The following is a 24,208-nucleotide window of genomic DNA, read 5'->3' as shown; positions in this document are numbered from 1 at the left end:
AAGATGGTTTATTGAAATCGTGTTTCATGACGTCCACCTCCATCGAATTGATGTATTTTTATACTAACAGGCTATTTATGATCTGTGTGTAAAAATATTTTAAGCAAAAGTAAATTTTAATTCGAGCAGTTCTTGAAAGATAAATGAGCTATAATATGTACCCCATTTTTTGGCTATTGTAGATATGGCTTATCAACGACAAAGTGTCGAGTTGGACTTGGACACTGATGTCACGCATCAATGCTTCACACATACCTCAAGAGATGACCATCTCATTGGAATTATTGAATTTAATAAGCCTAGTTATATTCTAAAATGGGGCGATTTAGAGTATTTCCGTCGCCGTACAGATGAATTATCCGTTATGCCTTTCCCAGAATGTATCAATGCGATGATTATTGATATTCGCAATATTGTGCCATTTCTGGATAACGAAGTTCCAATCGTGCCATGGCGCTTACTTGAAGAAGACTGCCCGATACGGCTTGTTGTGCCTCAAGATCGTTTAGAACATTATGCAGGGATCTTTGAACCAACGTGGTTAACCACAGACATTGAAATTGCCATTCAAGAATTACGCGAATTTATGGATATGTTCGTACACTAACAGCATATCCATAGCTTAAAAATAAGATTTATTTTTTGCTTATTTGTATTGACGCAGATTTCATCAATGACTTTTATTTCTCAAAGTAAAGTCAACAATTTAAACAGATCATTGACCAAACATTTTAGCCGCCATACGCTGTGCTTGCTTTCCATAAAACCAATAGGTAATTAAATATAAAGGGATTGCCAACATCAGCAACATGATCAATGCAGTGAGCAAAAATTGAGTATTTTGCAGATACATCACAAAAGTTTTCCACACGTCTGGATCATTCTGAGAAAAAAACCAAACACCCGCAAATACCCCAAGTAAATTATAGCCCCAAAATATTGCGGTATAACCAAGAGTCAGTTTTTTACGCTCTTGGTCTGTAGGCGCACGGCGTTGTTTCTTGAGAAAACGATATAACACGATAATCATCGCAATCAAATAAGGTATTGCGGTTAACACGCCAGCAATTTCATTGGGCAATAATGCAGCCAATACACCTGCAACCATGGTCAAGACTAAACAAAGCAGCAAAAACCACAAAAAATATTTGTTTAAAGACACCATGACGACAGCCTAGATTGCATAAAGAACAATATTATAATTTTTTTCCAACTTTTTTTCATTTTCTTGTCAACCAATTTGAAACTGTTGTCGTTATATAAGTATAAGGTCTGCAGCAACCAAATTGATTGCACGGCATCCGCAAAGAAATTTGGAGACCTTCTCTCAGAGAAACTAAAAACTTATGCTTCTTAAGATTCAACTTAGCAGCCTGAATCTTTATAACGAAGTATTTTGGCCGACGATTTACTCATCACTCGAATCGTCGGCTTTTGTTTTTCTGATATTTGTGTTTTTATCGTTTCTGCTTTGACCACGTGTATGTGTATCGCGTACTTGTTCTAACAATACAATCTCTTAGAACCTGTCAATTTCCTCATACTTGAATAAAAAAATACAGATCGTCTTTGATTCGATAAATCAAAACTCACTTTTGTCTTATAAATCAACAAGACGATCTCATGTTCAGTATCGGTATAAACTTAAATTTGTTTCATCTTGAACTGTTGAGCCACTTTTAAAATTGCCATAAACCCAGCCACAGTAAAAGCCAACATCAAAATTCCCATATTGAATAAATGATTCCATACAAGAAAATTCAATACCACACCGCCCAATAGACCACACGCAAATTGCATACTGCCCATAATTGCACTTGCAGTTCCTGCTCTTGAGCCTTGTTCAGACATCGCCAATGCCATCGCATTCGGTCCAGTAAAACCAATCCCTGAAACAGAGAAAAATAAACCTAACATGACAATCACCAATGGTGCATCAGACATGAAACCTGCGCTGACAATAATCAATGCGCCTGTGACCTGAATCAAACCACCAATTTTCAAGCGCAGGATCACCGAGAGTTTGTTGGCTAAACGCTTATTGATAGAAGACAGTAAAATGATACCAAAAGCATTAAAACCAAAGGCAATAGCAAACTGTTGCTGAGTTAAATGATAACCATCCATCAACACTGCTGCCGCGGAACTGATATAACAAAATAGTGCTGCACCAGTAAAACAACCTGCCAACATTGGAAAGCGAAAGCTTCGATCTTTAAAAATACAAGCATATAAAATAAACACTTGTTTAAAGTTGAGATGCAGCCTGCGTTCTGGTGCGAGTGTTTCCTTAAATAAAAAGTGTACACAAAACAAGCAGAACAAACCAATCACAAACAAGGCGATAAAGACGCCTTGCCAACTAAAGAATTGTAGAATGGCGGCACCCAAAGTTGGAGCAAGAATCGGGGCAATCCCCATCACAATCATCATACTGGAAAAAGCTTGCGCTGAACCTTGTACATCTAAACGATCTCGAATTGCAGCCCGTGCCATCACCACCCCCACACAGCCCCCTAAGGCTTGTAAAACGCGTGCGGCAATCAACGACCAATGATCAGGTGCTAAAACACACAGCAAGCTGGCAAAAGCAAACAGGGTCATACCAAAATAAAGCGGTTTTTTACGCCCAATACGGTCACTGATTGGACCATAAATCAATTGACCAACAGCAAGACCAAAAAAATATGCAGGCAAGGTATTGGCGATCTGCTGGGTTGTCACATTAAAGTCTTGCGCCATTTGTGGCAATGCTGGCAAATACATATCAATGGATAAGGGACCCAAAGAGGTAAATAAAGCCAAAAGCATAATCCAGCCCGTTGAATACTGCTGACCCACGTTTTTTTCAGACATAGATGGTTTATAATTCGATAAGGAATGTTGCAGACAAGTTTACACTGTCCATTGTATGATTTGTCACAAAGATAAGTGAAAAGCCATATAAGTCAAATCGCATTGCCCAAGTACATAACACCCTATTGATTTAACAAGGATTTCCTTTGAACACTTGGCTGTTAAAACTCAGAAAAGCAACCTACAACACAAGTTTCATGTATAACTTGAGAATGATCATTGCCTTCACAGGGACTGCATTTGTACCTTATCTGTTGGGACAGCAGTTAATGACCATTCCACTGACCTTAGGAGTGGTTGCAGCAGGTCTCAGTGATATAGACGATCGATTCTCTGTACGTATCATGAATTTGATCTATACCTATATCGGATTCTTTATCACCGCTGCCTCAGTGAGCCTGCTCTTTCCATACCCTATTCTGTTTGCCTTAGGTTTGATTGTTTCTTGTATTGGTTGGATTTTATTGGGTTCTTTGGGACGTCGCTATGCCACCATTTCTTATGGCTGTCTGGTGGTTTCTGTGTATTCCATGCTTGGGGTGCATTTATTTGATCAATGGTATATCCAGCCAAGTCTATTGGTGATTGGTGCAATTTGGTATGGGCTTATTTCAACCATCAGTTTTTTACTGTTCCCGGTACGGCAAGTTCAAGACAAATTGTCTCAATGTTTTTCATCATTAGGTAATTTTCTGTTTTCCAAATCTAATTTGTTTGATGTCGATATGACACCGACCAGCTATCAAGACAGTATGATTAGTTTGTCTATGGAAAATGGACAGCTCATCAGCATTTTTAATGATATGCGTACCGCCTTGTTGACGCGTTTAAAAGGTGACCGAGGACAACGTGATACGCGTCGTAGTTTACAATATTACTTTGTTGCACAAGATATTCATGAACGGGCCGATTCAGCACATATTGATTATCAAAAGCTGGCCAAAATGTTTGAACATAGCGATGTGTTATTTCGTTTCCAACGTATTTTAGCGCTGCAAGGTAAAGCCTGTAAGGATTTGAGTGATAGTATCTTACACCGCACCACCTACCAGCATAATGTCCGTTTTGAGCATGCTTTTAAAAACCTCAGATACTCGCTGGATAAACTCAAAAAAGAAGAAAATTATGACTTAATTTGGGTCAATTCACTGTTTGCGCTTTATCAAAACTTAAAGTCGATTGATGCCCAATTACAAAATCTCGAAACTGAACGACATATAAAATACGATCAAAGTAAAAATTTCGAAAACCAACTTAAAGATGATGACCTCAAAGGTTGGGATGATATTGTCATTCGAATCAAACAAAATTTAACCCCTGAGTCTGTACTTTTTAGACATGCAATTCGCGTTTCGATTGTTTTGTTTATTGGCTATGTTTTTGTGCAACTCACCAATATTGAATACGGTTACTGGATTCTATTAACCGCACTGTTTGTCAGCCAACCAAACTTTAATGCGACCAAACGACGTTTGAGATTACGGATTATTGGAACCTTAGGCGGCATTATTTTAGGTTATGCAATTTTGTATTTTGTGCCCTCTATTGAAGGACAACTCTTATTACTCGTACTTAGTGGTGTATTGTTTTTTGATTTACGCAGTAAACAATATGCCCAAGCCACTGCCTTTATTACCATCATGGCATTGATCAATTTTAACTTGGATGGACTTGGCTATGAGGCAGCGCTACCTCGTATGATTGATACAGTGATTGGCTGTGCCCTCGCCTGGTTCGGTGTCAGCTTTATTTTCCCTGACTGGAAGTTCCGTCGTTTACCCCGCACCATTCAACGTTCACTTGAAGCTCAATGCAATTATTTGGCCAATGTTGTCGCTCAATATCATCAAGGGCGCAATAATAGTTTAGAGTATCGAATTGTTCGTCGTGCTGCACATAATCGAGATGCAGATGTTGCCTCACTGATTTCAACCCTTGCCACTGAACCAGATTTTGACCCAAGTCAAAAAAGCTTAGCTTTTGAGTTCTTATGTCTAAATCATACCTTTCTTAGCTATATCGCAGCACTCGGTGCACATCGTGAGCAAGTGAAAGACCAACAGGTGCTTAATTTATTGGATCAAGCTTTAGATGATATCTCTGGGGCTTTATTACGGGATGAAATGCCTGATTTAACCGCGCACAATATGTTGAAAGCCATTCGTACCCGTTTAAGCCAATCCGAGTCAGAAGACTCTAAATCACTCATTATTCTTCAACAATTGTCATTAATGTTCAGTATTTTAAAGCAACTGAGTAGCTTGAAACAGAATTTAAGCCATGAACGAGATGATCAATCTACTGAATTGGCTTCTTTATAAATCTGCATCAAAATTGCATCGTTATTTGGTACAATAGGTGCACTAAATCTTGAGATTTAGTGCTAAACTCTGACTAGATTTACATACATTACTGACACTATGACTGCCAAGAATATTTACGCTTATACCTTACAACCTGTTCCGTACGAAGTTTCGGAAGCCGAACAACGCGGCGCTCAACTTGCAATTTGGCGTAGTACCAATAAAATTGGGATTAAAGCTTGGGCAATCATGGGTGTAGCAGTCATACTCTCATTACTTGGCATCGCTTTAATTAAAAACTATTCAACCATTATTTTTTGGGTGGTTCTTGCTGCAGTTGCTATCTATCTTTTGGTTCGCAAATTCGGTCTTGAATGGTATGTAAAACGCAAGATGAATGAATTTCCAGTTCAGGAAATCAAAGGTGTAAAATTAGGTGTACAGCCAAGTGGTATTGTGATGCGTCAACAAATGGGTGTACAAGAAGGTGTTGGAACCGTGGCTTGGAAAGACATTTATGAATGGTACAACACCCCTGAATTCTTACTGGTAAACTTTAAAGTGAAAGGCCAACAAGGCGCATATATTCTACCTAAACGTATGGATAGCAAGAATTTTCCCTTTGAAACACTGCGTAAACATTTAAAAGAAGTTGTTGGTGAACCCAAGACACTTTAATTTAAAATTTTAAAAGGCCTCCATTTTTGGAGGTTTTTTTGTACTTCGCTATTTTAATAAAAATGATAATGAGAATAAATATTATCTGCAAAATTCATTATCTCTCCGATTTATTCAGCTATAATTTGCTATCAAAAATATTCTGCCCTTTGCATTGCCATGTTTAAAAAGATTTTTTTTCAAATTCACTGGTTTCTAGGGATTACGGCTGGTTTAATTCTCTCAATTATGGGAGTGACTGGTGCAATCTATTCTTATGAACAACCTATTCAAAGATGGTTAAATCCAGACAGCTACACGGTAAAAGTTGAAAATCAGGCAAAACTCACGCCTGCTGAAATTTATCAACATTTCCAAACCCAAAACCCTGAAATGAAGATCAACAGTATTACTGTCGCGAAAGCCGCTGAAGAAGCTTCAAACATTAATATTGTCAAAGAAGGCGCACGTAGAGGTTATACCATGATGGTAAACCCTTACACGGCCGAAGTTCTTCCAGAAGTGAAAGGCAAAGATTTTTTTCAATTTATACAGCAACTGCATCGTAACTTAACTGTGGGTGAAGTCGGTAAACAAATTACTGGCGCCAGTACCTTGATGTTAATTTTCTTTGTACTCAGTGGCCTCTATTTACGCTGGCCGAAAAAGCATTCTTTTAAACAATGGTTTGCCATTAAGCCTAAACTCAAAGGTCGTAATTTCCTTTGGGATCTACATGCAGTTGTCGGAACGTGGGTGGTGATCTTTTATTTACTTTTAGCATGTACAGGGCTGTATTGGTCGTATGACTGGTGGCGTAATGGTATGTTTAAAGTAATGGGGGTTGAACGACCTCAGCCTGAAATGCAAGCGGCACGCGGTGGAGAAGGTCAAGGACGTCAAGGGGCTTCGGGCAATCCTCAACAACAACCACAACAACGTGGCGAAAAGCAAAATCCAACGACAGGTCATCAACAGCCAGACCGTGAAAATAAGCATGAGAATAAAGAAGGTTTAAAACCAGAACAAATTCAACATGTACTTACTCAAACATGGAATGGGTTTAATGCTCAAATTAAACGTGACTATTCGACCCTGACTGTTTCGATTCCTAAAAAGCCAGATGGTAAAGTTGAACTCACCTTTGTTGATGCTATTCCACAACATGAGCGTGCACGAAATAAAGCAACCTATAACTATCAAACTGCACAAATTGAAAAATTAGACTTATACGAAAGCAAACCACTCAATGAAAAAATCATGGGAAGTATGCTCCCTGTGCACCGTGGTAGTTTCTTTGGCCCAGTTTTTCAATTCATCGCAATGCTTGCAGCATTGGCAATGCCATTATTTTTTGTTACGGGATGGATGCTGTATTTAAAACGTCGTAAGCAAAAGCGACTCACCCTTGCTGCAAAACAAGCGGGTTCAGCAATTCAAATTGATCCAAATGCAACACCTTGGTTAATTGCTTATGCCTCTCAAACAGGAATGTCTGAGCAATTGGCATGGCGCACCTCAACCAGTCTACAAGAAGCCCATCAGCCAACAACGGTAAAAGCTGTACAACAACTCTCTGAAGATGATCTCAAGCAAGCCAAACAGATTCTCTTGATTGCAAGTACCTATGGTACAGGTGAAGCACCTGACTTAGCCTCGCACTTTGAGAAAAAGCTCATGGCTACATCATTGGATCTTTCACATTTAAAATATGCGGTTCTAGCATTGGGTTCACAAGACTATCCTGAGACCTATTGTAGCTTTGGGCATCGCATAGACGCATGGTTAAAACAATCTGGTGCGCAACAATTGTTTGCTACGCTTGAAGTCAATAATGGCAATAATGCAGATATCCAACATTGGAATGATGCTTTAGCAAAAGCCACAAAACTCGATCTACAAACAATGTCTATTGATAAAGTTTTTGATCAATGGCGTCTAACAAAACGAGAATTACTCAATCCAAACAGCTTAGGCGCACCCGCATTTAATCTTGAATTACAAGCCAGCTATGATACAGCTTGGCAAGCAGGTGATATTGCTGAAATTCAAACGGGAAATAGTCCAGAACGTATTCAATTGTTCTTGGATAAATATCAAGTTCATGCAGAGACAAAAGTGGATTCACTCGAACAAAGCATTCAAGAAGCGCTTTGGAATCGCGATTTAACCGTTGCTATTGAACCTTTTGCCAATATGGAACACTTACTCCAGCAACTCCCTACGCTACCAACTCGTGAGTATTCGATTGCCAGTATTCCAAGTCAGCAAGTGTTGCGTTTGGTGGTTCGTCAGCAACAAAATCCTCAAGGTGAGCTTGGTCTCGGTTCTGGTTGGCTGACAGAACATGTGCAATTGCGTGATAAAATTGCGTTAAGAATTCGGAATAATGAATCTTTCCATTTAATTACCGATAACCGCCCGATTATCTGCATCGGAAATGGTACCGGGATTGCGGGATTAATGAGTTTGATTCATGCGCGTGTCCGTATGGACTATACTGAAAACTGGTTGATTTTCGGTGAACGCCAACAAGCAAACGATTATTTCTTTAAAGATACAATTCAAGCTTGGCAAAATACAGCAATGCTAAAACGTATTGATTTAGCTTTCTCTCGTGATCAAACTGAAAAAATTTATGTACATCATAAACTGCGTGATCATGCCGAAGAACTGAAAAAATGGGTGGCCAATGATGCGGTAATCTATGTCTGTGGCAGTATCAATGGTATGGCGACTGATGTTGATCTCGCTTTAATTGCTATCCTTGGAGAAGACACCGTTGAACAATTACGTTTAGATGGTCGTTATCGTCGTGATGTTTATTAGGGTCTATTGAATAAATTTACCCGCCAAAACCGAGCTCAATTGCTCGGTTTTTTTTGATTCATATATAATAAATGCACAGATTTCGTTTAGAATTAGACTAATTTTTAATGATTTGTTTTCACCCATGTATAACAATAAACTCTTCCGCATTGTCTTTTTTTTGCTGGGATTTGTCTTATTCCTCGATGGATTTATTTTAATTTTATATAAAAAAATCCACTTAGGAACAATACTCCCTTTGCTGATTGGCTTAGTCTTTATCACTACAGCGCTATGGAGCCAACACATTCAGCAGTATTTGGCCCAACACTTAAAGTTAAAGAAAATCTGGCGCTTAGGATGGGTTCTATTTACACTTTGGTCAGTCAGCTTAATCGGCTTCTTTGGTTACATCCACTTAAAATCCCAACAAAATACAGCAGAAAATAATCTACAAGCCATTATTGTGTTAGGCAGCGGCATTACCCAAGGAAAAGCCTCACCGACCCTGGCAAAACGTTTAGATCAAGCCGGTGAAATTGCAAAACAACAATCACAAGCTTTGATCATTGTCAGTGGTGGTTTAGATTTTGGTGAAGAAAAACCTGAAGCAGAAATTATGTCGCAATATTTACAAGAGCATATGCAAATCCAAGCCAGTAGAATCCTACAAGAAAATAAAAGTACCAGTACTGACTTAAATCTAAAAAATAGCCAAGCGATTTTAAAAGCGCATGGTTTAACTTTAGACTCTAAAATTGCGATTGTGACCAGTGATTTTCACACCTTACGTGCCGCAGCAATCGCCAGAAAGCAAGGCTATCACAACTTCATTACTGTAGGGGCTAAAACTCCACTCACGACACGCTATAACGCATGGTTAAGAGAGTATTTTGCTTATATTAGCGGTTGGGTGCTCGGTGAATATTAAGGTACAGAAAGCCATATCATTGTTTGTACAGCGTTACTGATGTAAGCGAATTTTACGTGGTAACGGTAAGCGTTTATTGTTTTGAAATAACTCAGGTTGAGTCGTATACATCTGATATAAATAATTTTTGATATCGAGTAAAAATTTATTTGTCGAAACTAAAATATTCCGCCCTTCAGGGGTTAAATTTATAGAAATTGCGGTATTATTTTGTTTGATAAAAGGAATCATCTGTTCAATAAAAACAATGAGTTCAACTTCTTGTACTTCGTAACGGCTCCAGTTATCTTTAATCAGAAGTTGTGCCAAATTTTTACTTTGCCAAACAGCTAAAGACTGTTGCCCTGTCGGTGATGCGCACAAAGCCCAGCCATCATCATAAAGAACAAAAACCTTGGTTTGTGAAACAATCATTTCGACAAAATGTTTGTATTGGTCTAGGGTTTGGACTGAGTTTTTTTGAGTTGAAGATGCAGCTTTACGTTGATATGGATTTCGCATAGAAAATTTATTTTTAAAATACTTATGCTTATATATTATACAGAAGTTCTAAACAAATAACTAGATTGGAAAATGTGGTGGGCGCTGACGGGATCGAACCGCCGACATTCTGCTTGTAAGGCAGACGCTCTACCAACTGAGCTAAGCGCCCTGAGTGTGGATAAACAAAGTTGTTTACTCTGTTTGAACCTATAAGAAAATCGATGATTTAATCTTAAGTTCTATCCTAAAGATGGGGAGTAAGCGATATGAAGTCTATAATGTTTGATCTTTAAAAATCAAAAACTTCAAATTCTTACCATTCCAAATATCTTGATCTCAGGAAAAAAGATAAATGGCGCAGCGGACGGGACTCGAACCCGCGACCCTCGGCGTGACAGGCCGATATTCTAACCAACTGAACTACCGCTGCGTTGTATATGGTGGGCGCTGACGGGATCGAACCGCCGACATTCTGCTTGTAAGGCAGACGCTCTACCAACTGAGCTAAGCGCCCTGAGTGAGGATCATCACAATATTACTTTATCAGAACATAAAAGAAAACAATATTCCCTTTCAAATTCTTATACATCCAAATATCTTGATCTCAGGAAATAAGATAAATGGCGCAGCGGACGGGACTCGAACCCGCGACCCTCGGCGTGACAGGCCGATATTCTAACCAACTGAACTACCGCTGCATTGTATATGGTGGGCGCTGACGGGATCGAACCGCCGACATTCTGCTTGTAAGGCAGACGCTCTACCAACTGAGCTAAGCGCCCTAAACTAGAATAAATAAAAAACTATTTAGACTCTAATTCAGTATTACATGTCACTGCAAAATCATTCTAAAGTGGCGCAGCGGACGGGACTCGAACCCGCGACCCTCGGCGTGACAGGCCGATATTCTAACCAACTGAACTACCGCTGCACTTTAACAAATGAATTGCTATACATACGATGATTAAATTTAAGTGGCGCAGCGGACGGGACTCGAACCCGCGACCCTCGGCGTGACAGGCCGATATTCTAACCAACTGAACTACCGCTGCACTAAAAATTCAACGTTAAAGCTTGGTGGGCGCTGACGGGATCGAACCGCCGACATTCTGCTTGTAAGGCAGACGCTCTACCAACTGAGCTAAGCGCCCTAACGACTTCATCGTTTGTGAGGTGCATTATAGAGAATCTTTACTGAGTGTCAAACGCTTTTCTCGATGTTTTACCTATTTTAGGTTTGAGTGATTAAAAAATAGATCATTTTAGTTTAAATTGGTGTTTTTTGTTTATTATTTATCTATTTATAAAATATTCAAACCCATATTTTAATTAAATTGAGTAGATCATTTAATCAATATTTTAACCCTATTATCTATTTGCTATAAACTTAATAAAATATTCAGTACTGAATGATCAAAACATCGAATGAAGGCTATTCGAATTTATCCATTTCATTCAGATTTTTTACAATAGGTTTTGGTTCAGGGCGCAACCAAAGCCAGATAGCCACAATCAACATGGTCACATCGGTAAAAATCTTCACAGCCAGTGGCGCATTGGTGAATAACATGATCACCCCACTGATCAACATCATAATACTGGCGATCCACTTTGCTTTACGTGGCACAGTCCCATTTTCACGCCAAGCACGAAGCGTTGCACCATATTTTGGATGATTGAGTAACCAAGCATCAACCTGTGGCCAACCTTTTGATGCCGCCCAAGCGGCCAAGATGAGGAAAACTGTCGTTGGCATTCCCGGTAATATTGCCCCAATAAACCCGAGTACAATAAAAACAATCACCAATGTTCGCCAAAACAAAACTTTCATAGATTAACTCAATCTGCCCATTCGACTAGTATACCGCCCAAATGATTTTGCCAGTATATTTTAAATCAATTGAAATCATTGTATTTTAAAATCACGGTGTTCATCATTTCCAATACAGTCAAAATTGAGCTTGCATGTTTATCCACTTATTTGCTTGAATCTCAACACGCTAAAGACCTTTTCTTAAAAATAAACTGAGTGAGTCTTCAGTTTAGGACAGCATACAATGACAGACTACTTTGAACCTTGGTTAAAGTACAAACACCCTATTGTTCGTCAATTGGCTTTTTGCATTGCCAGTCCCAATATTATTCAACATCTGCCTGATGAATTAGAAATTAAAAATCGTTTTGAAGTACACACCTCGGCATTTTGGCAACAACAATATATAGATTTTCAAACACGCTTAGATCAACTCGATCACGACCCCACCCCACTCATTGAATTTGTACAACAGCTTAAAAGCACACGTTTAGGTTTACGTTTTGAATATTTATTTTGGTTCTGGTTACAAGATGAAGCCAATCAACACTATCAACTGATTCAGCATAGTATCCAAATTATTGAAGCAAAGAATACATTAGGCGAAATTGATTTCCTTGTTCGTAATCAGGCCACAAAACAGATCGAGCATTGGGAAGTTGCTTTAAAGTACTATTTAGGCGAATCAAACTTACACTTAAAGCATTGGTATGGTCTAAATCGTAGCGACACCCTTTTACGAAAACTGAATCATTTCTCAGAAAAACAATTTCAATTTACCGAGGCTTTAGATCTTAAAATTGAAAAGAAACTGGCTGTGATGAAAGGACAGCTTTATCTGCCTGACAATAAAGACGATGTTGCACCGCCCTCATGGATCAACACGCAACGTCGATTGGGTCAATGGGGACATCACATTGCAAAAGATTTTTACCGTCTACAACGGCATGAATGGATTTGCCCAGATCTAAAACAAAGTTCAGCTGCTGCCCAATTTTGGTGTAATGGTTTATATCATAATAAAAATAGCCTGCAATTTTATATGTACCGCCAAGCTCCTCTGGCGCTTTTCTTTGACATAAATGCTTAATTATTCACGTTTCTTATACATGGATTAACCAATCCACTCATAAAAACATAACGATATATTAACCTGATACTCGTATACTAAAATTCTAATTAACGCGTGAAACACGGAGATAGTAATGAAAAAAATTTTAGCAGTTTCAATGTTATTCGCTTTTGTTTTAGCTGGTTGCAACACATTTAAAGGTGTTGGTAAGGATGTATCTAAAGCGGGGGATGCTGTTACGAATTCTGCAGAAAAAGTTGAAAATAAATTGTAAGTATCAACTTCATTCTACAACATAAGCCTTATCTCAATAGATAAGGCTTTTTTAATGCCAATTTAAATAGTTTTATCCTTTCTCAAGCTTTAAGGTTTTCATTCGGTTTTATCTTCCTCTATTATATTGTTCAATTTACTTACTTGATCAATGTCCATGAATCATTCGGATACCTTAGAACTGAGTTTACAACTTCTTCGCCAGCCTTCTGTGACACCTATAGACCATACCTGCCAAACCATCATGGCAGATCGTCTGTCTGCTATTGGCTTTAATATTGAAAATATGCGTTTTGAAGATGTTGATAATCTTTGGGCAAGACGCGGAACGGCATCTCCAGTTTTCTGTTTTGCAGGTCATACCGATGTTGTGCCTACAGGTCATCTTGATGCATGGGAGTCTGATCCATTCCTTCCTGAAATTCGTGATGGCAAACTCTATGGTCGTGGTAGTGCTGATATGAAAACAGCATTGGCTGCAATGGTGGTTGCATCTGAACGTTTTGTAAAGAATCATCCCAACCATAAAGGTTCTATTGCTTTTTTAATCACCTCTGATGAAGAAGGTCCTTCTATCAATGGTACGGTTAAAGTTGTCGAAACTTTAGAAGCACGTAATGAAAAAATGACATGGTGCCTTGTCGGTGAGCCTTCAAGTACAGATACGCTGGGCGATATCGTAAAAAATGGCCGTCGTGGTTCATTAAATGCAGTGTTAACAGTAAAAGGGAAACAAGGCCATGTTGCCTACCCACATTTAGCCATCAACCCCATTCATACCGCGTCAAAAGCCTTAGCTGAACTCTGTGATACGGTATGGGACAATGGCAATGAATACTTCCCTGCGACTTCATTCCAAGTTTCCAATATTCAAGCAGGTACAGGCGCAACCAATGTTGTACCAGGCACGATGACCGTTACCTTTAACTTCCGTTACTCAACTGAAGTGACAGCAGATCAACTCAAATTACGTGTTCTTGAGATTTTAGATCGTCATCATGTTGATTATGATATTGAGTGGACGTTATCAGGTTTGCCCTTCTTAACCCCAGTCGGTGAATTGGTTAATGCTGCACGAACTGCAATTAAAAATGTGACAGGAACAGAGACAGAGCTTTCAACCAGTGGTGGAACTTCTGATGGTCGTTTTATTGCACCGACAGGCGCTCAAGTGCTTGAATTAGGTGTTTTAAACGCGACGATTCATCAAATTAATGAGCATGTGAATATTGCTGAATTAGAGCCTTTGGCTGAAATTTACGAACAAATCTTAGTCGAATTACTCGCTTAAGTTGAGCGATTCTCACTGAGTAACTGAGTAAAAAAGGACGCAAATGCGTCCTTTTTTACAGATAAGCTTTGAAAGCATTACAGATCAAGTCTTCTTTATCCCAATCTGTAACTGGATTTGATCCAAATCCGGCACATGATAAGTCTTATCGCCAATTTTCACATATTGTAAAATCGTCTTATCTTTGATGCTATCCTCTGCGTCAACCACCTCTGAAATCCGTAGCCGTATCGAACTTGGCATTTCATTGCACATCAAGGCAAAACGCTCATCTGCATCTTCCCCTTCAATGATCAGTGCGACACCCAAGGTCTTTTTAGGATCACTGACACTAAATGTCGGCAACTTCTTTTCATGCCATTCCACGACATTGACATAGGTTGGACTATTCTGAGCAGAAAGCACCACATTTTGGGGTAATAACATTGGCGCTTTATCATAACAATCAATAATATATGCATCAATAAACCCAGTAGACACCGTAATTAAATGCTGTAATTCCCGTGTGCTAATTTTATCAATTGCAGATTTTTCAATATTCTTTGTCATGAGCGTTCCTATTTAACCGTCAACAAAGCTTCAATATTTTCCAATAAATCAGCTTCTTGGAATGGTTTACCCATATAATTTGTCACACCTAAGCTAAATGCCCGTTCACGATGTTTTTCACCTGTTCTTGACGTAATCATGATGATTGGCAAATCGCGGTGAATTTCGTGGTGGCGAACCAAGTTGGTGACTTCAAAACCATCCATTCGTGGCATTTCAATATCCAGTAACATCAAGTCTGGTTTGACATTTTCAAGTTGCTCAATCGCATCCACACCATCTTTCGCAGTAATCACATCGAAACCTTGGCGTTCGAGCAAACGTGAAGTAACCTTACGAACGGTAACTGAGTCATCCACGATCATAATCAAACGGCGTTGATCACGATGACGTTGTTTATCATGTTGAAGATGTTCAGCACTACCACGGGTAGATGCTTGAACTTGTCGTGCAATATTTTGCCCATCCAGAATCAAACACACCTGACCATCACCCAGAATAGTTGCACCCGCAATTGCATTGATGGTAGCAAACTGCTTACCAATCGGTTTAACCACAATTTGTGAACGCGAACCAATTAACTGATCAACCAGAATGGCAATCGATTGCCCCAAGCTTCCCTTGATCAACAACACTGGTAATGAATGTGCAAGCCCATGTAACCGTGGAGTGACTTGATTCGAGGTAAACTCACCCAAATAACGTAGCTTATAGCTTTGGAAATCGATATCAAAATAGTCATTTTGAGTTTCAAAATATTCTTCCAAAGCGGCTGGTGAAATTCGAACAATACGATCAATTTGCGATAATGGGACTGCAAATTGCTGATCACCGACTTTCACCATCAAGGCATCGCTGACCGCAACTGTTGTAGGTACGGTAATCGTAAAGGTTGAACCATGCCCCAACTCAGAACTGACACTCACTTGTCCACCAAGTGATTTAATTTCACTTTGCACAACATCCAAGCCAACACCACGACCAGAGATTTGTGTCACTTGCTGTGCTGTACTAAAACCAGGATGGAAAATAAACTGTAGGATTTCCTCAGGCTCTAACTGTTGATCCGTTTTGATTAAGCCTTTTTCGATTGCTTTATCACGAATAACTTTTGGATCAATTCCTTTACCATCATCTTTAAACGAGACAAGTACATCCGTACCTTGACGACTAATATTCAAATCAATTCGACCAGTCAACGCTTTGCCCGATTTCTGACGTTGTTCAGCATCTTCAATCCCGTGGTCAATCGCATTCCGCAACATATGCTCTAACGGTGAAACTAATTTTTCCAGAATATTACGATCCAACTCCCCTTCAGTATTATTGACTAAAAGTTCAGTGGGTTTATTCACGGTTGAAGAGGTCTGGCGAACCAAGCGCTGTAATCGAGGCAGCAATCTTGAGAATGGTACCAGACGAGTACGCATCAAGCTTTCCTGAATTTCAGCTTGAATACGAGATTGCTGAAGCAATAAACCTTCAGTATCACGAATCTTTTCAGCCAACGTGGTCTTAAAATCAACCAAGTCAGATGCCGATTCAGCCAACGATTTTGATAACTGGTTTAGAGATGAATATTGGTCCATTTCTAAAGGGTCAAAATCAGCATAGCGAGCGCTTAAATCGCCATGTTTTGCAATGATTTGGCTTTCTAACTCGCCTTCCATACGGCGTAGCTGATCTGCCAAACGTTGAATAGCCAACTCCATATCAGTCAGGGTATTCCCTAACTGCCCCAAATCCATCTCAATACGTGAACGGTTGATCGCGTTTTCACCAGAAAGGTCAATCATTTTTTCAACCAAATCCGCAGAGATACGAATCATCTCATTGTTGGATTCAGTTTTTTGTGAAAGATCCCATTCACCCAACATTGACGGTGGCTCTGTACCATCCCCTTGAACAAACTCACTGATCGATTGCTCAAAGATTAAGTTTGTTCGAGATAGTTTTTCTGGAAGCTGTGCGGATACATCAACATATTCAATACTATGTAAGCTCGATTTTAAGCCTTCAAAATTATCATAGTGATGTTTAAAGATTGCAGCATCTAGCCAATGAAAGGTTTTTTCCAATAAACCATCATAAACATTCGAGTTAAAATTATGTAAACCAAATTGCTCAAATGCATTTTCTAATTCATATGCAATATCAGCCACTTCTTCTAATTTCACCATTTTTGCACCGCCTTTTAAGCTGTGTGCAATACGTTGTAATTGGAGAAGGAAACTACGGTTGCTACGCTGATCAAACCATTGAGATAAGATGCTCAAACCATCATCAATCAGCTCTCGTGCTTCTTCAATAAAGGTTTCTCGAGCAACAACTTCAACAGGATCTAAACCTGCATCTTGATTTGCATCTATAAACAATTGAGCATCATCAATTGCAGGTTGTTGATCTTGATCCAACGGTTCAGTTTCAAGCAGTTCTGGAGTTTGATCAATCGCTAAAACGATATCATCTGCAACATATTCAAGTTCATGTAAATCTACTGCATCATGACTAAATTGTGGCTCAACCGCAGTTGATGCTTGAACAGCTTCAATCGGACCTTGCTGATCAATATTGTGTAAAACACTGAGAATATGAGTAGCTGGATAATCAATTGATTTTTCACGGATCAATTGAATACGATCTGCCACATCATCTTGAATTAAACGAATCGCTTGAATAATGTGTGGTTCTGCTTTGAGTTGACCTTTAATCACGCGTTCATAAATGGTTTCCAACTCGTGCGCAATCAAACCAATATGGGTGGCTTGCACCATATTTGCACCACCTTTTAAGGTATGCAAATAACGCATCAAATTGTTTAATGCGGTTGTGTCATCAGGATGGCTTGACCACGTATTTAAGTCATGGTCCATTCCAACCAACAATTCGTCGGCTTCTTCAATAAAAATATCGAGAACATCAGCATCAAATTCACGTTGACTATGTTCTGAGTCAATATTCTGTTTATCCAGATTAATTTGCGTCAGTACATAGTTCCCTACTGATTCAACAGGGTTCGCTGCCATTGAGACTGTATCTGGCTGCTGTTGAGTATCTAGCGCAGACCTTGTTTCAACAATTTGACCAGCAACACCAGTGTCAATTTCTTGATGTAAATAGTCATGTAACTCAGCCAAAATCGCTTGTGTTGATTCATTTAGGCTGACTCTTTGTCCTGAGGCCAAAGTATCGAATAAATGAATAAATTCCTGATGGGCCTTAGAAAACATTTCAAAAGCATAATCAGTATTTAATAAATCAGGCTTGCGAATAACTTGTTCATAACCATCTTTTAAAGCAAGACTAAAATCATGAATGCCTTGTGCAGCACGATTATTGGTATGATCTATCAACATCTGCGCTTGTTGAGCCAGTTGTTGGAAATATGCTGGATATTCAACTTGGGCGCGTTTATCAAACTCAAACTCGGCATCAAGTAATAGATCGATCTCAAGATCAACCAATTGTGTGACTAAACCCGTTTGCGAATGTTGATATTGATGTTGGAAATCGTAGCGTTCCCAAGCATCATTAAATTTTTGATAAATGGTTTGTAGCTCAACAGCTTGATTACCTTTCAGCTTTAAAACATAGAGATAATCACTGACAAATTCAGCATAGTAAGTCAGTAGCGCATTTTCATTTTTTGAGGACTCGGTATCTTCTTGAACCAATACTTTAAATAAATGCTCGACCTTACCACTTGCTTCAAAGACCTCATTGACATGCGCCATTGAAGAACTGCCACGCAAAGTATGCAAGGCACGAATCAAGCGATTATATTGATCAGGCGTATGTTCTTCTAAGTGCAAAAAGTCTTTAATTGCCGCCAGATGCTCCTCTGACTCTTCAACAAAGATTTCTAAGGTTTCAGAGGTTAAACTATCATCTGCAACAGTCGATTCAACTGCCACTTCTTCTTCAGTCGCATCTGTAGAGCCAACTGCAACGAGATCAACCACATGCGGAGTGGTCATTGAGGTTACTTCTGTTGTTGCAGTATCTTCACCAATCTCCAAACCAGTAATGACATTTTCATTATCCAGTGTATTTGATAATGCCAATAACTCGTCTAAAGCAGGTTCTAAGCTTTGTTTCTGTTGTAGCTGTTGCCCCAAATATACCAAAGGTGCTAAATCTAAATGATGCGGTTTTCGATTTAAAAACTCTGAGTAGAGTTTGAACTTATAAATATTAAATACTGCACTTACATAGTGTTGAATCTCGGAAGTAAGTTCCAGATTTTTCGTAATAATACGATTTAATGTATCTTCAACAGTCCAAGCAAGTTCACCAGAACGTTTAGCCCCCACCATACGCCCAGACCCCTTAAGCGTATGAAAATAACGGCGAATATTGACCAATTCGGTATCTTTAAACTCTTCGAGTTGCCATCGATCAAGAGAGGTTTGTAGCTGTTCAAAAATTTCTTCAAGTTCTTCTACAAAAATTTCTAAAATTTCCTCATCCTGACCAAGATACGCATCTTCAGGTAAAGTAACGTGTTCCACTAAATGTTTTAATATTTCTTTCATAGCTCAGGCTTCTATGTTAGTTCCCGTCTTTGGGACTAAAACCTTTCAAAATACAGTCAAGTTGAATGGCTTTAGAAGGCGTTCCATTCTGTGCAATAGCCACTTGTTACAGTCGATATTGCACATATATAAAGTATCAATCGTTTTAGTCAGGCAGTTTAAAGTCTGAAACTGATTGACGTAATGAATCCGCCATACTTGCCAATTCAGAAACCGAACGGGCTGTATCAAATGTTGCACCAGTGGTTTGTGAAGTAATTTCTTGTACGACATTCATCGTATTTGCAATATGACCTGCTGAAGCAGACTGTAATTTCGCCGACTCAGAAATACTTTCAATCAAACCAGCCAAGTTACTTGATACTGTTTGAATCTCACCCAAGGCAACACCCGCATCTTTTGCAAGGTTCGCACCACGCACAACTTCCGAGGTGGTTTGTTCCATTGAAATTACGGCTTCGTTGGTATCGGTCTGAATGGTTTTAACCAGTGTTTCAATCTGTTTGGTTGCAGATGCTGAACGTTCAGCAAGACGCTGTACCTCGTCCGCAACCACGGCGAAACCACGACCCGCTTCACCGGCCATAGATGCCTGAATTGCTGCGTTTAATGCCAAGATGTTGGTTTGGTCGGCAATATCATTAATCAACGATACGATGTTACCAATCTCTTGAGAAGACTCACCCAAACGTTTAATACGCTTAGATGTTTCTTGAATCTGCTCACGAATTGTATCCATACCTTCGATTGAACGGTTTACTACATCTGCACCATTTGATGCAATTTGTACAGAGCGCTGTGCTACCTCTGCTGATTCAGCAGCATTTGCAGATACGTGGTCAATTGACTGTGCAATTTCATTAATCGCTGTTGATGCCCCTGCAATCTCTTGCGCCTGATGCTCAGAAGCTTCAGCCAACTGGTTGGTAATCTGTTGGGTATTCTGCGTATATTGTGCAACTTCTTGAGAAGTGTCATTAATTCGAGATACTAGGTCACGTAATTGGTCAATCGCAAAGTTAATCGAATCGGCAATTGCACCAGTGAAGTCTTCCGATACCGTTGCATACGAACTTAAATCACCATCTGCCAAATCGGCAATTTCATCAAGTAAACGTAAAATCGCATTCTGGTTACGGTCATACTCGTCTTGTAAACGTGTTACACGAACTTTATCTGACTCACTACGTAAACCAAGAAGTTTAAATACAGCAAATAAGAATGCGCCGAGAGCAAGAAGTAAAATCAATGCAGGTAAAATCGTACCCACACCAGTATTTACCGAAAGTCGATCCAAACCTTTTAATAAATTATCCGATTGCGCAAAGATGTCTGACGATGCCTGACGTACTTTAAAAATCTGATCAGAGTTCTTTAGTACAGAAGTTGATGCCAATTGCACAATTTCATTGTAATCCGCTTTAATACTTTCTAAAGACTCACGTAGTTCAGGTTTATCAATACGTGTTACACCTAAATCGGCACTCCCATTGAGTTGCGCATTTAAATACGTACCAAATGTTTCAGTATCCGCATTAAAGTCGTCTGCTGAAGCACGGGTATTATCCGAACCACTTAATACTGAACCAATAGAACGTAAAATACGTTCTGCAAGGAATACTTGGTTTTTCGCGATAACAACCTGTGTACTTGACATGTTGTCACGTGCCATTTGATCAACCATTGCGTTATATTCCGCCTGCATGCCCGGGATCACATCCGCAACAGCAATGTTGGTGTCATATAATTGGTTAATGATTTTTTGGTGTGTCGCAATCATGTCGATATCAGCAGAAACTTGTTTCCAAGTTTTTTCAACGCCTTCCACTTGTTTTGAAGACGCATGAATATCTTTGACGACATCTAAGTTTTCTTTAAATTTCTTTTGCGATGCAACTAAAGCATCAATTGAGTCTTTCGAACCCGATGCGGTGGCTTCAGTTGCTTGACGTGATAAGGTCTGTGATAAAAGTTTTAATTCACCCAAGCTACGAGTTAAGTCGTTATTTCGAGGAACTGTATAGAATAGAACCAAAAGCAAAATAATCGCAACGATGATGCTGGCAATTGCCATTTGAATAAATGGCTTTGATTTGTCGCTTTCCCCAAACAACTTAGCAAATTCATCAATTTTTGATTTGGTTTTGGTTAATACGCCTGAACTACTTTTTTGAGCAGTATCCCCTGTATTTTTCTTCTTTAGTTTAAAGCCCATTCAGCTTCTCCCGATTCGCTTAACTCTCATTAGGCGTCAAAGCTAGTTTATAAATTTTTCTGATGCATTCATGTATTGAGGATCATTTAATAAACGACTAAACAAGAATATATTCCAAGCCTGATTATGCTGCTGAAAATATCCCTGACAATAGGTTTGAAGGTTTTCTTCTAATTGATTGTTTTTAGAAAAAAAGCCTTTTTTATTAAAATGTTGAATCCCCAAAACCTGATCTACGATCAGACCAACATAGTGGTCATTATGACTAATACATAAGACTTTTTGAGTAGGTAGAAATTGGCTTCTTTGCCCCGTTAAATAAAAAGCCAAATCAGAAACTGACAATAACCGTCCGCGAATATTCGCTAAACCTCTCACCCATCCCTGAACATTGGGAACGGGTGTGTATTTTGGCGGATAAATAACTTCTGAAACCTCACCCAAAGGCGCAACAAAATATTGCCCCATCATTTCAAATGCAATGCCTGACCATCGGTTTACTTCATTTTCATTGTCAGCGTAATTTTTATTTCCTCGCTTAGACAATCGAAGTAATTCGATAAATCCATTTGCTGCCATACATTATCCTGCTTGTAGATGTTGCTTAATCGTACTGATCAGCTGATTCTCATCAATCGGTTTGGTTAAGTAGTCACAAGCCCCTTGACGTTTTCCCCAAACGCGGTCGGTTTCTTGATCTTTAGTACTTACAATCACAATTGGAATATGCTTGGTGGCTGCACCACGTGCGATCTGACGAGTCGCTTGGAAACCATTTACACCAGGCATAACAACATCCATTAACACAAGATCCGGCAATTCAGCTTGCGCCAGTGTAATACCATCTGCACCATTGGTTGCTTCAATCACTTCAAATCCATGCTTAGCTAGAATTTCTTTAAATCTAAACATTTCTGTTGGTGAATCATCAACTATTAAAATTTTTGTCATTATTTCCCCCAAATTAACCGTTCATTTAAGCAGTCACATGATTGCGAATAGCATTTAATAGTTCATCTTTACTAAATGGTTTTGTTAAATATTCATCTGAACCGACAACACGACCTTTTGCTTGATCAAATAAGCCATCTTTACTGGATAACATGATGACTGGAATATTTTGATAATTTTGGGAGTTTTTAATCAAAGCGCAGGTTTGATAGCCATCCAGACGAGGCATCATGATATCAACAAAAACAATATCTGGATTTGCTTCAGCAATTTTAGATAAGGCTTCAAAACCGTCTACAGCAGTGACAACTTCACAACCTTCTCTTTGTAATAATGTTTCAGCAGTACGACGAATGGTTTTAGAATCATCGATCACCATGACTTTTAGATTTTGAAATTTATCGTCCATTTAATGCCCCTTTCCGTAAGCTTGGAATGAATTGTGCTGTACAGATTTATTTTTACAATTAATCATGTTTTTTTAACATATATTAACTCACTTTATCAATGAACATTTCTTGTCGGAAATCTCACTTCAAACAGTAAAACACAGTAAAGCTCACATAAAAAAAAATATTCTGCTTTTTTTTAGAAGTTAATTGTTTATTAAAATTTTGTAACCACATAAAATGACCAAAGATAGTTTCAAAATCATATAACTTACATTGATTTTTTGGGGATGGTAGACTTTAAATGGATAGAATAATCTATTACCAAAATATAGCGTCAAAAACAAAAAAAATATGCAATACCGCCCTTTCAGTCAGCTTACTCATCTGTACTTTATCGGTCTATGCTGATACGCCTCAGGCTAAAGCGGTATGGTATCGATATTATGATAAAAATGGGGTGGCCAATATCAGCACCTCGGTTACACCAGCACACATAAAAAATGGTTATGAAGCGCTTGATCGCAACATGCAAGTGATCAAACGTAATCATGCTTATAATGTCGAAAAAGATTTACAGCAATCGACGTCACGCGCATCTGAAATGCGTAAATTAGAACAAGATGCGCGCTTAAAGCGTGCCTATGGCAACTCATCTGTCGCTGTCAACAAAAGAAATGAACTTCTAAGCAATATAAAACAACAAATAACGCTACAAAACCAAACACTTAAACAGCTTCAAAGTGATCGTATTATACTTAAAAGACAAGAAATGGAATACTACCGCAAAGGTAACTCTGTTCCTGTTACACTCAAAGATCGGATCAAATATAATTCTGAAAACTTAGATAAAACAAAGAATTATATTGGAAGCCTACAAGACAACTACCGCAAGACACAAACCTACTATGATGATATTATTAACCGCCTTAAAAAACTTGAATAATCACCTTTTAATTCGGAATTCCTTGGCTCTATTATTGATAAGAACTTAACAAAACAATATAAATGATTTAAACAACCTTTCACGATATCGGCTAATTTCAAGTTAAAACCGAGCTCTGATGGTATCGTCAGTATAA

At 38.9% G+C, this 24,208-nt stretch carries 19 protein-coding genes and 8 tRNA genes; 9 read left to right on the top strand and 18 right to left on the bottom strand.

What is annotated here, in order from left to right; translation table 11 throughout:
• Positions 1 to 184 precede the first annotated feature (184 nt).
• On the top strand, positions 185 to 607 hold the full coding sequence (locus ACQ7EO_RS03715; protein ID WP_004817681.1) for a hypothetical protein: 423 nt from the start codon (positions 185 to 187) through the stop codon (positions 605 to 607).
• A gap of 108 nt (positions 608 to 715) precedes the next feature.
• Here the strand turns inward: ACQ7EO_RS03715 and ACQ7EO_RS03710 are convergent, their stop codons facing one another.
• Both ACQ7EO_RS03710 and ACQ7EO_RS03705 read right to left on the bottom strand, forming a co-directional pair.
• Positions 716 to 1,165, bottom strand: coding sequence for an ABZJ_00895 family protein (locus ACQ7EO_RS03710; protein ID WP_434278900.1), 450 nt, complete (start codon positions 1,163 to 1,165; stop codon positions 716 to 718).
• Positions 1,166 to 1,644: 479 nt separating this feature from the next.
• Positions 1,645 to 2,856, bottom strand: coding sequence for a multidrug effflux MFS transporter (locus ACQ7EO_RS03705; RefSeq protein ID WP_004817686.1), 1,212 nt, complete (start codon positions 2,854 to 2,856; stop codon positions 1,645 to 1,647).
• Positions 2,857 to 3,002: 146 nt separating this feature from the next.
• Here ACQ7EO_RS03705 and yccS point away from each other — a divergent pair, with 146 nt between their 5' ends.
• The 4 genes from yccS to ACQ7EO_RS03685 all read left to right on the top strand — a co-directional run bounded on the left by yccS (position 3,003) and on the right by ACQ7EO_RS03685 (position 9,555).
• Positions 3,003 to 5,177, top strand: coding sequence for a YccS family putative transporter (gene yccS / locus ACQ7EO_RS03700; protein WP_081401510.1), 2,175 nt, complete (start codon positions 3,003 to 3,005; stop codon positions 5,175 to 5,177).
• 99 nt (positions 5,178 to 5,276) lie between these two features.
• Entirely contained in the window at positions 5,277 to 5,837 is a 561-nt protein-coding gene (locus ACQ7EO_RS03695) for a YcxB family protein (RefSeq protein WP_004817689.1), read from the top strand.
• A gap of 159 nt (positions 5,838 to 5,996) precedes the next feature.
• Positions 5,997 to 8,645, top strand: a complete 2,649-nt coding sequence (locus ACQ7EO_RS03690) for a PepSY domain-containing protein (protein WP_434278899.1) — start codon at positions 5,997 to 5,999, stop codon at positions 8,643 to 8,645.
• A gap of 124 nt (positions 8,646 to 8,769) precedes the next feature.
• Positions 8,770 to 9,555, top strand: coding sequence for a YdcF family protein (locus ACQ7EO_RS03685; RefSeq protein WP_314337706.1), 786 nt, complete (start codon positions 8,770 to 8,772; stop codon positions 9,553 to 9,555).
• A gap of 33 nt (positions 9,556 to 9,588) precedes the next feature.
• Here the strand turns inward: ACQ7EO_RS03685 and ACQ7EO_RS03680 are convergent, their stop codons facing one another.
• The 10 genes from ACQ7EO_RS03680 to ACQ7EO_RS03635 all read right to left on the bottom strand — a co-directional run bounded on the left by ACQ7EO_RS03680 (position 9,589) and on the right by ACQ7EO_RS03635 (position 11,869).
• Positions 9,589 to 10,056, bottom strand: coding sequence for a DUF2750 domain-containing protein (locus ACQ7EO_RS03680; RefSeq protein WP_004817692.1), 468 nt, complete (start codon positions 10,054 to 10,056; stop codon positions 9,589 to 9,591).
• Positions 10,057 to 10,131: 75 nt separating this feature from the next.
• Positions 10,132 to 10,207: transfer RNA gene (locus tag ACQ7EO_RS03675), tRNA-Val, on the bottom strand.
• A 184-nt stretch (positions 10,208 to 10,391) separates the two neighbouring features.
• A tRNA-Asp gene (locus ACQ7EO_RS03670) sits at positions 10,392 to 10,468 on the bottom strand.
• Between the two features lie 8 nt (positions 10,469 to 10,476).
• Positions 10,477 to 10,552: transfer RNA gene (locus ACQ7EO_RS03665), tRNA-Val, on the bottom strand.
• A 107-nt stretch (positions 10,553 to 10,659) separates the two neighbouring features.
• Positions 10,660 to 10,736, bottom strand: a tRNA-Asp gene (locus ACQ7EO_RS03660).
• 8 nt (positions 10,737 to 10,744) lie between these two features.
• Positions 10,745 to 10,820 (bottom strand) — tRNA-Val (locus tag ACQ7EO_RS03655).
• Positions 10,821 to 10,892: 72 nt separating this feature from the next.
• Positions 10,893 to 10,969: transfer RNA gene (locus tag ACQ7EO_RS03650), tRNA-Asp, on the bottom strand.
• 44 nt (positions 10,970 to 11,013) lie between these two features.
• A tRNA-Asp gene (locus ACQ7EO_RS03645) sits at positions 11,014 to 11,090 on the bottom strand.
• Positions 11,091 to 11,113: 23 nt separating this feature from the next.
• Positions 11,114 to 11,189: transfer RNA gene (locus tag ACQ7EO_RS03640), tRNA-Val, on the bottom strand.
• Positions 11,190 to 11,470: 281 nt separating this feature from the next.
• Entirely contained in the window at positions 11,471 to 11,869 is a 399-nt protein-coding gene (locus ACQ7EO_RS03635) for a YbaN family protein (protein ID WP_303577624.1), read from the bottom strand.
• Between the two features lie 226 nt (positions 11,870 to 12,095).
• On the opposite strand from ACQ7EO_RS03635, the gene ACQ7EO_RS03630 reads away from it, so the two are divergent.
• The 3 genes from ACQ7EO_RS03630 to dapE all read left to right on the top strand — a co-directional run bounded on the left by ACQ7EO_RS03630 (position 12,096) and on the right by dapE (position 14,487).
• A complete protein-coding gene (locus tag ACQ7EO_RS03630; RefSeq protein ID WP_434278898.1) occupies positions 12,096 to 12,941 on the top strand; it encodes a DUF1853 family protein in 846 nt (281 codons plus the stop codon).
• 115 nt (positions 12,942 to 13,056) lie between these two features.
• Positions 13,057 to 13,197 carry an entericidin A/B family lipoprotein gene (locus ACQ7EO_RS03625; protein WP_004723791.1) on the top strand — a complete coding sequence of 47 codons (141 nt, stop codon included), beginning with the start codon at positions 13,057 to 13,059 and terminating at the stop codon, positions 13,195 to 13,197.
• Between the two features lie 156 nt (positions 13,198 to 13,353).
• Positions 13,354 to 14,487 (top strand): succinyl-diaminopimelate desuccinylase, encoded by a 1,134-nt coding sequence (gene dapE, locus ACQ7EO_RS03620; protein ID WP_004723792.1) that lies wholly within the window; start codon positions 13,354 to 13,356, stop codon positions 14,485 to 14,487.
• 84 nt (positions 14,488 to 14,571) lie between these two features.
• Here dapE and ACQ7EO_RS03615 read toward each other — a convergent pair whose 3' ends face one another.
• The 6 genes from ACQ7EO_RS03615 to pilG form a co-directional block, all read right to left on the bottom strand.
• A complete protein-coding gene (locus tag ACQ7EO_RS03615) occupies positions 14,572 to 15,036 on the bottom strand; it encodes a hypothetical protein (protein ID WP_004723795.1) in 465 nt (154 codons plus the stop codon).
• Positions 15,037 to 15,044: 8 nt separating this feature from the next.
• Entirely contained in the window at positions 15,045 to 19,571 is a 4,527-nt protein-coding gene (locus ACQ7EO_RS03610) for an Hpt domain-containing protein (RefSeq protein WP_434278897.1), read from the bottom strand.
• Between the two features lie 145 nt (positions 19,572 to 19,716).
• Positions 19,717 to 21,786: a methyl-accepting chemotaxis protein gene (locus ACQ7EO_RS03605; RefSeq protein ID WP_004817697.1), complete on the bottom strand. Its 2,070-nt coding sequence runs from the start codon at positions 21,784 to 21,786 to the stop codon at positions 19,717 to 19,719.
• Between the two features lie 42 nt (positions 21,787 to 21,828).
• On the bottom strand, positions 21,829 to 22,365 hold the full coding sequence (locus ACQ7EO_RS03600; RefSeq protein ID WP_004723799.1) for a chemotaxis protein CheW: 537 nt from the start codon (positions 22,363 to 22,365) through the stop codon (positions 21,829 to 21,831).
• 3 nt (positions 22,366 to 22,368) lie between these two features.
• Positions 22,369 to 22,737: a response regulator gene (locus ACQ7EO_RS03595; RefSeq protein ID WP_004723801.1), complete on the bottom strand. Its 369-nt coding sequence runs from the start codon at positions 22,735 to 22,737 to the stop codon at positions 22,369 to 22,371.
• A 25-nt stretch (positions 22,738 to 22,762) separates the two neighbouring features.
• The gene (gene pilG, locus ACQ7EO_RS03590; RefSeq protein WP_004723803.1) at positions 22,763 to 23,146 is read right to left on the bottom strand and encodes a twitching motility response regulator PilG; all 384 of its coding nucleotides are present in this window, start codon (positions 23,144 to 23,146) and stop codon (positions 22,763 to 22,765) included.
• Positions 23,147 to 23,430: 284 nt separating this feature from the next.
• On the opposite strand from pilG, the gene ACQ7EO_RS03585 reads away from it, so the two are divergent.
• Positions 23,431 to 24,072 (top strand): hypothetical protein, encoded by a 642-nt coding sequence (locus ACQ7EO_RS03585; protein ID WP_434278896.1) that lies wholly within the window; start codon positions 23,431 to 23,433, stop codon positions 24,070 to 24,072.
• Positions 24,073 to 24,208 lie beyond the last annotated feature (136 nt).

It is taken from the genome of Acinetobacter sp. CE-15 (assembly GCF_051059255.1).
In the GTDB taxonomy this organism is placed as follows: domain Bacteria; phylum Pseudomonadota; class Gammaproteobacteria; order Pseudomonadales; family Moraxellaceae; genus Acinetobacter; species Acinetobacter guillouiae.
Note: the sequence above shows the minus strand (reverse complement) of the source record. Positions and strands in the feature narration are given on the sequence as shown.

Excerpts from the sequence above, each read along its gene's own strand:
- ACQ7EO_RS03680 (WP_004817692.1), bottom strand. The coding sequence starts at position 10,056 with ATGCGAAATCCATATCAACGTAAAGCTGCATCTTCAACTCAAAAAAAC.
- ACQ7EO_RS03695 (WP_004817689.1), top strand. The coding sequence starts at position 5,277 with ATGACTGCCAAGAATATTTACGCTTATACCTTACAACCTGTTCCGTAC.
- dapE (WP_004723792.1), top strand. The coding sequence starts at position 13,354 with ATGAATCATTCGGATACCTTAGAACTGAGTTTACAACTTCTTCGCCAG.
- ACQ7EO_RS03615 (WP_004723795.1), bottom strand. The coding sequence starts at position 15,036 with ATGACAAAGAATATTGAAAAATCTGCAATTGATAAAATTAGCACACGG.
- ACQ7EO_RS03710 (WP_434278900.1), bottom strand. The coding sequence starts at position 1,165 with ATGGTGTCTTTAAACAAATATTTTTTGTGGTTTTTGCTGCTTTGTTTA.
- ACQ7EO_RS03685 (WP_314337706.1), top strand. The coding sequence starts at position 8,770 with ATGTATAACAATAAACTCTTCCGCATTGTCTTTTTTTTGCTGGGATTT.
- ACQ7EO_RS03605 (WP_004817697.1), bottom strand. The coding sequence starts at position 21,786 with ATGGGCTTTAAACTAAAGAAGAAAAATACAGGGGATACTGCTCAAAAA.
- ACQ7EO_RS03625 (WP_004723791.1), top strand. The coding sequence starts at position 13,057 with ATGAAAAAAATTTTAGCAGTTTCAATGTTATTCGCTTTTGTTTTAGCT.
- ACQ7EO_RS03610 (WP_434278897.1), bottom strand. The coding sequence starts at position 19,571 with ATGAAAGAAATATTAAAACATTTAGTGGAACACGTTACTTTACCTGAA.
- pilG (WP_004723803.1), bottom strand. The coding sequence starts at position 23,146 with ATGGACGATAAATTTCAAAATCTAAAAGTCATGGTGATCGATGATTCT.
- ACQ7EO_RS03635 (WP_303577624.1), bottom strand. The coding sequence starts at position 11,869 with ATGAAAGTTTTGTTTTGGCGAACATTGGTGATTGTTTTTATTGTACTC.
- ACQ7EO_RS03705 (WP_004817686.1), bottom strand. The coding sequence starts at position 2,856 with ATGTCTGAAAAAAACGTGGGTCAGCAGTATTCAACGGGCTGGATTATG.
- ACQ7EO_RS03715 (WP_004817681.1), top strand. The coding sequence starts at position 185 with ATGGCTTATCAACGACAAAGTGTCGAGTTGGACTTGGACACTGATGTC.
- ACQ7EO_RS03585 (WP_434278896.1), top strand. The coding sequence starts at position 23,431 with ATGGATAGAATAATCTATTACCAAAATATAGCGTCAAAAACAAAAAAA.
- ACQ7EO_RS03600 (WP_004723799.1), bottom strand. The coding sequence starts at position 22,365 with ATGGCAGCAAATGGATTTATCGAATTACTTCGATTGTCTAAGCGAGGA.
- ACQ7EO_RS03690 (WP_434278899.1), top strand. The coding sequence starts at position 5,997 with ATGTTTAAAAAGATTTTTTTTCAAATTCACTGGTTTCTAGGGATTACG.
- ACQ7EO_RS03595 (WP_004723801.1), bottom strand. The coding sequence starts at position 22,737 with ATGACAAAAATTTTAATAGTTGATGATTCACCAACAGAAATGTTTAGA.
- ACQ7EO_RS03630 (WP_434278898.1), top strand. The coding sequence starts at position 12,096 with ATGACAGACTACTTTGAACCTTGGTTAAAGTACAAACACCCTATTGTT.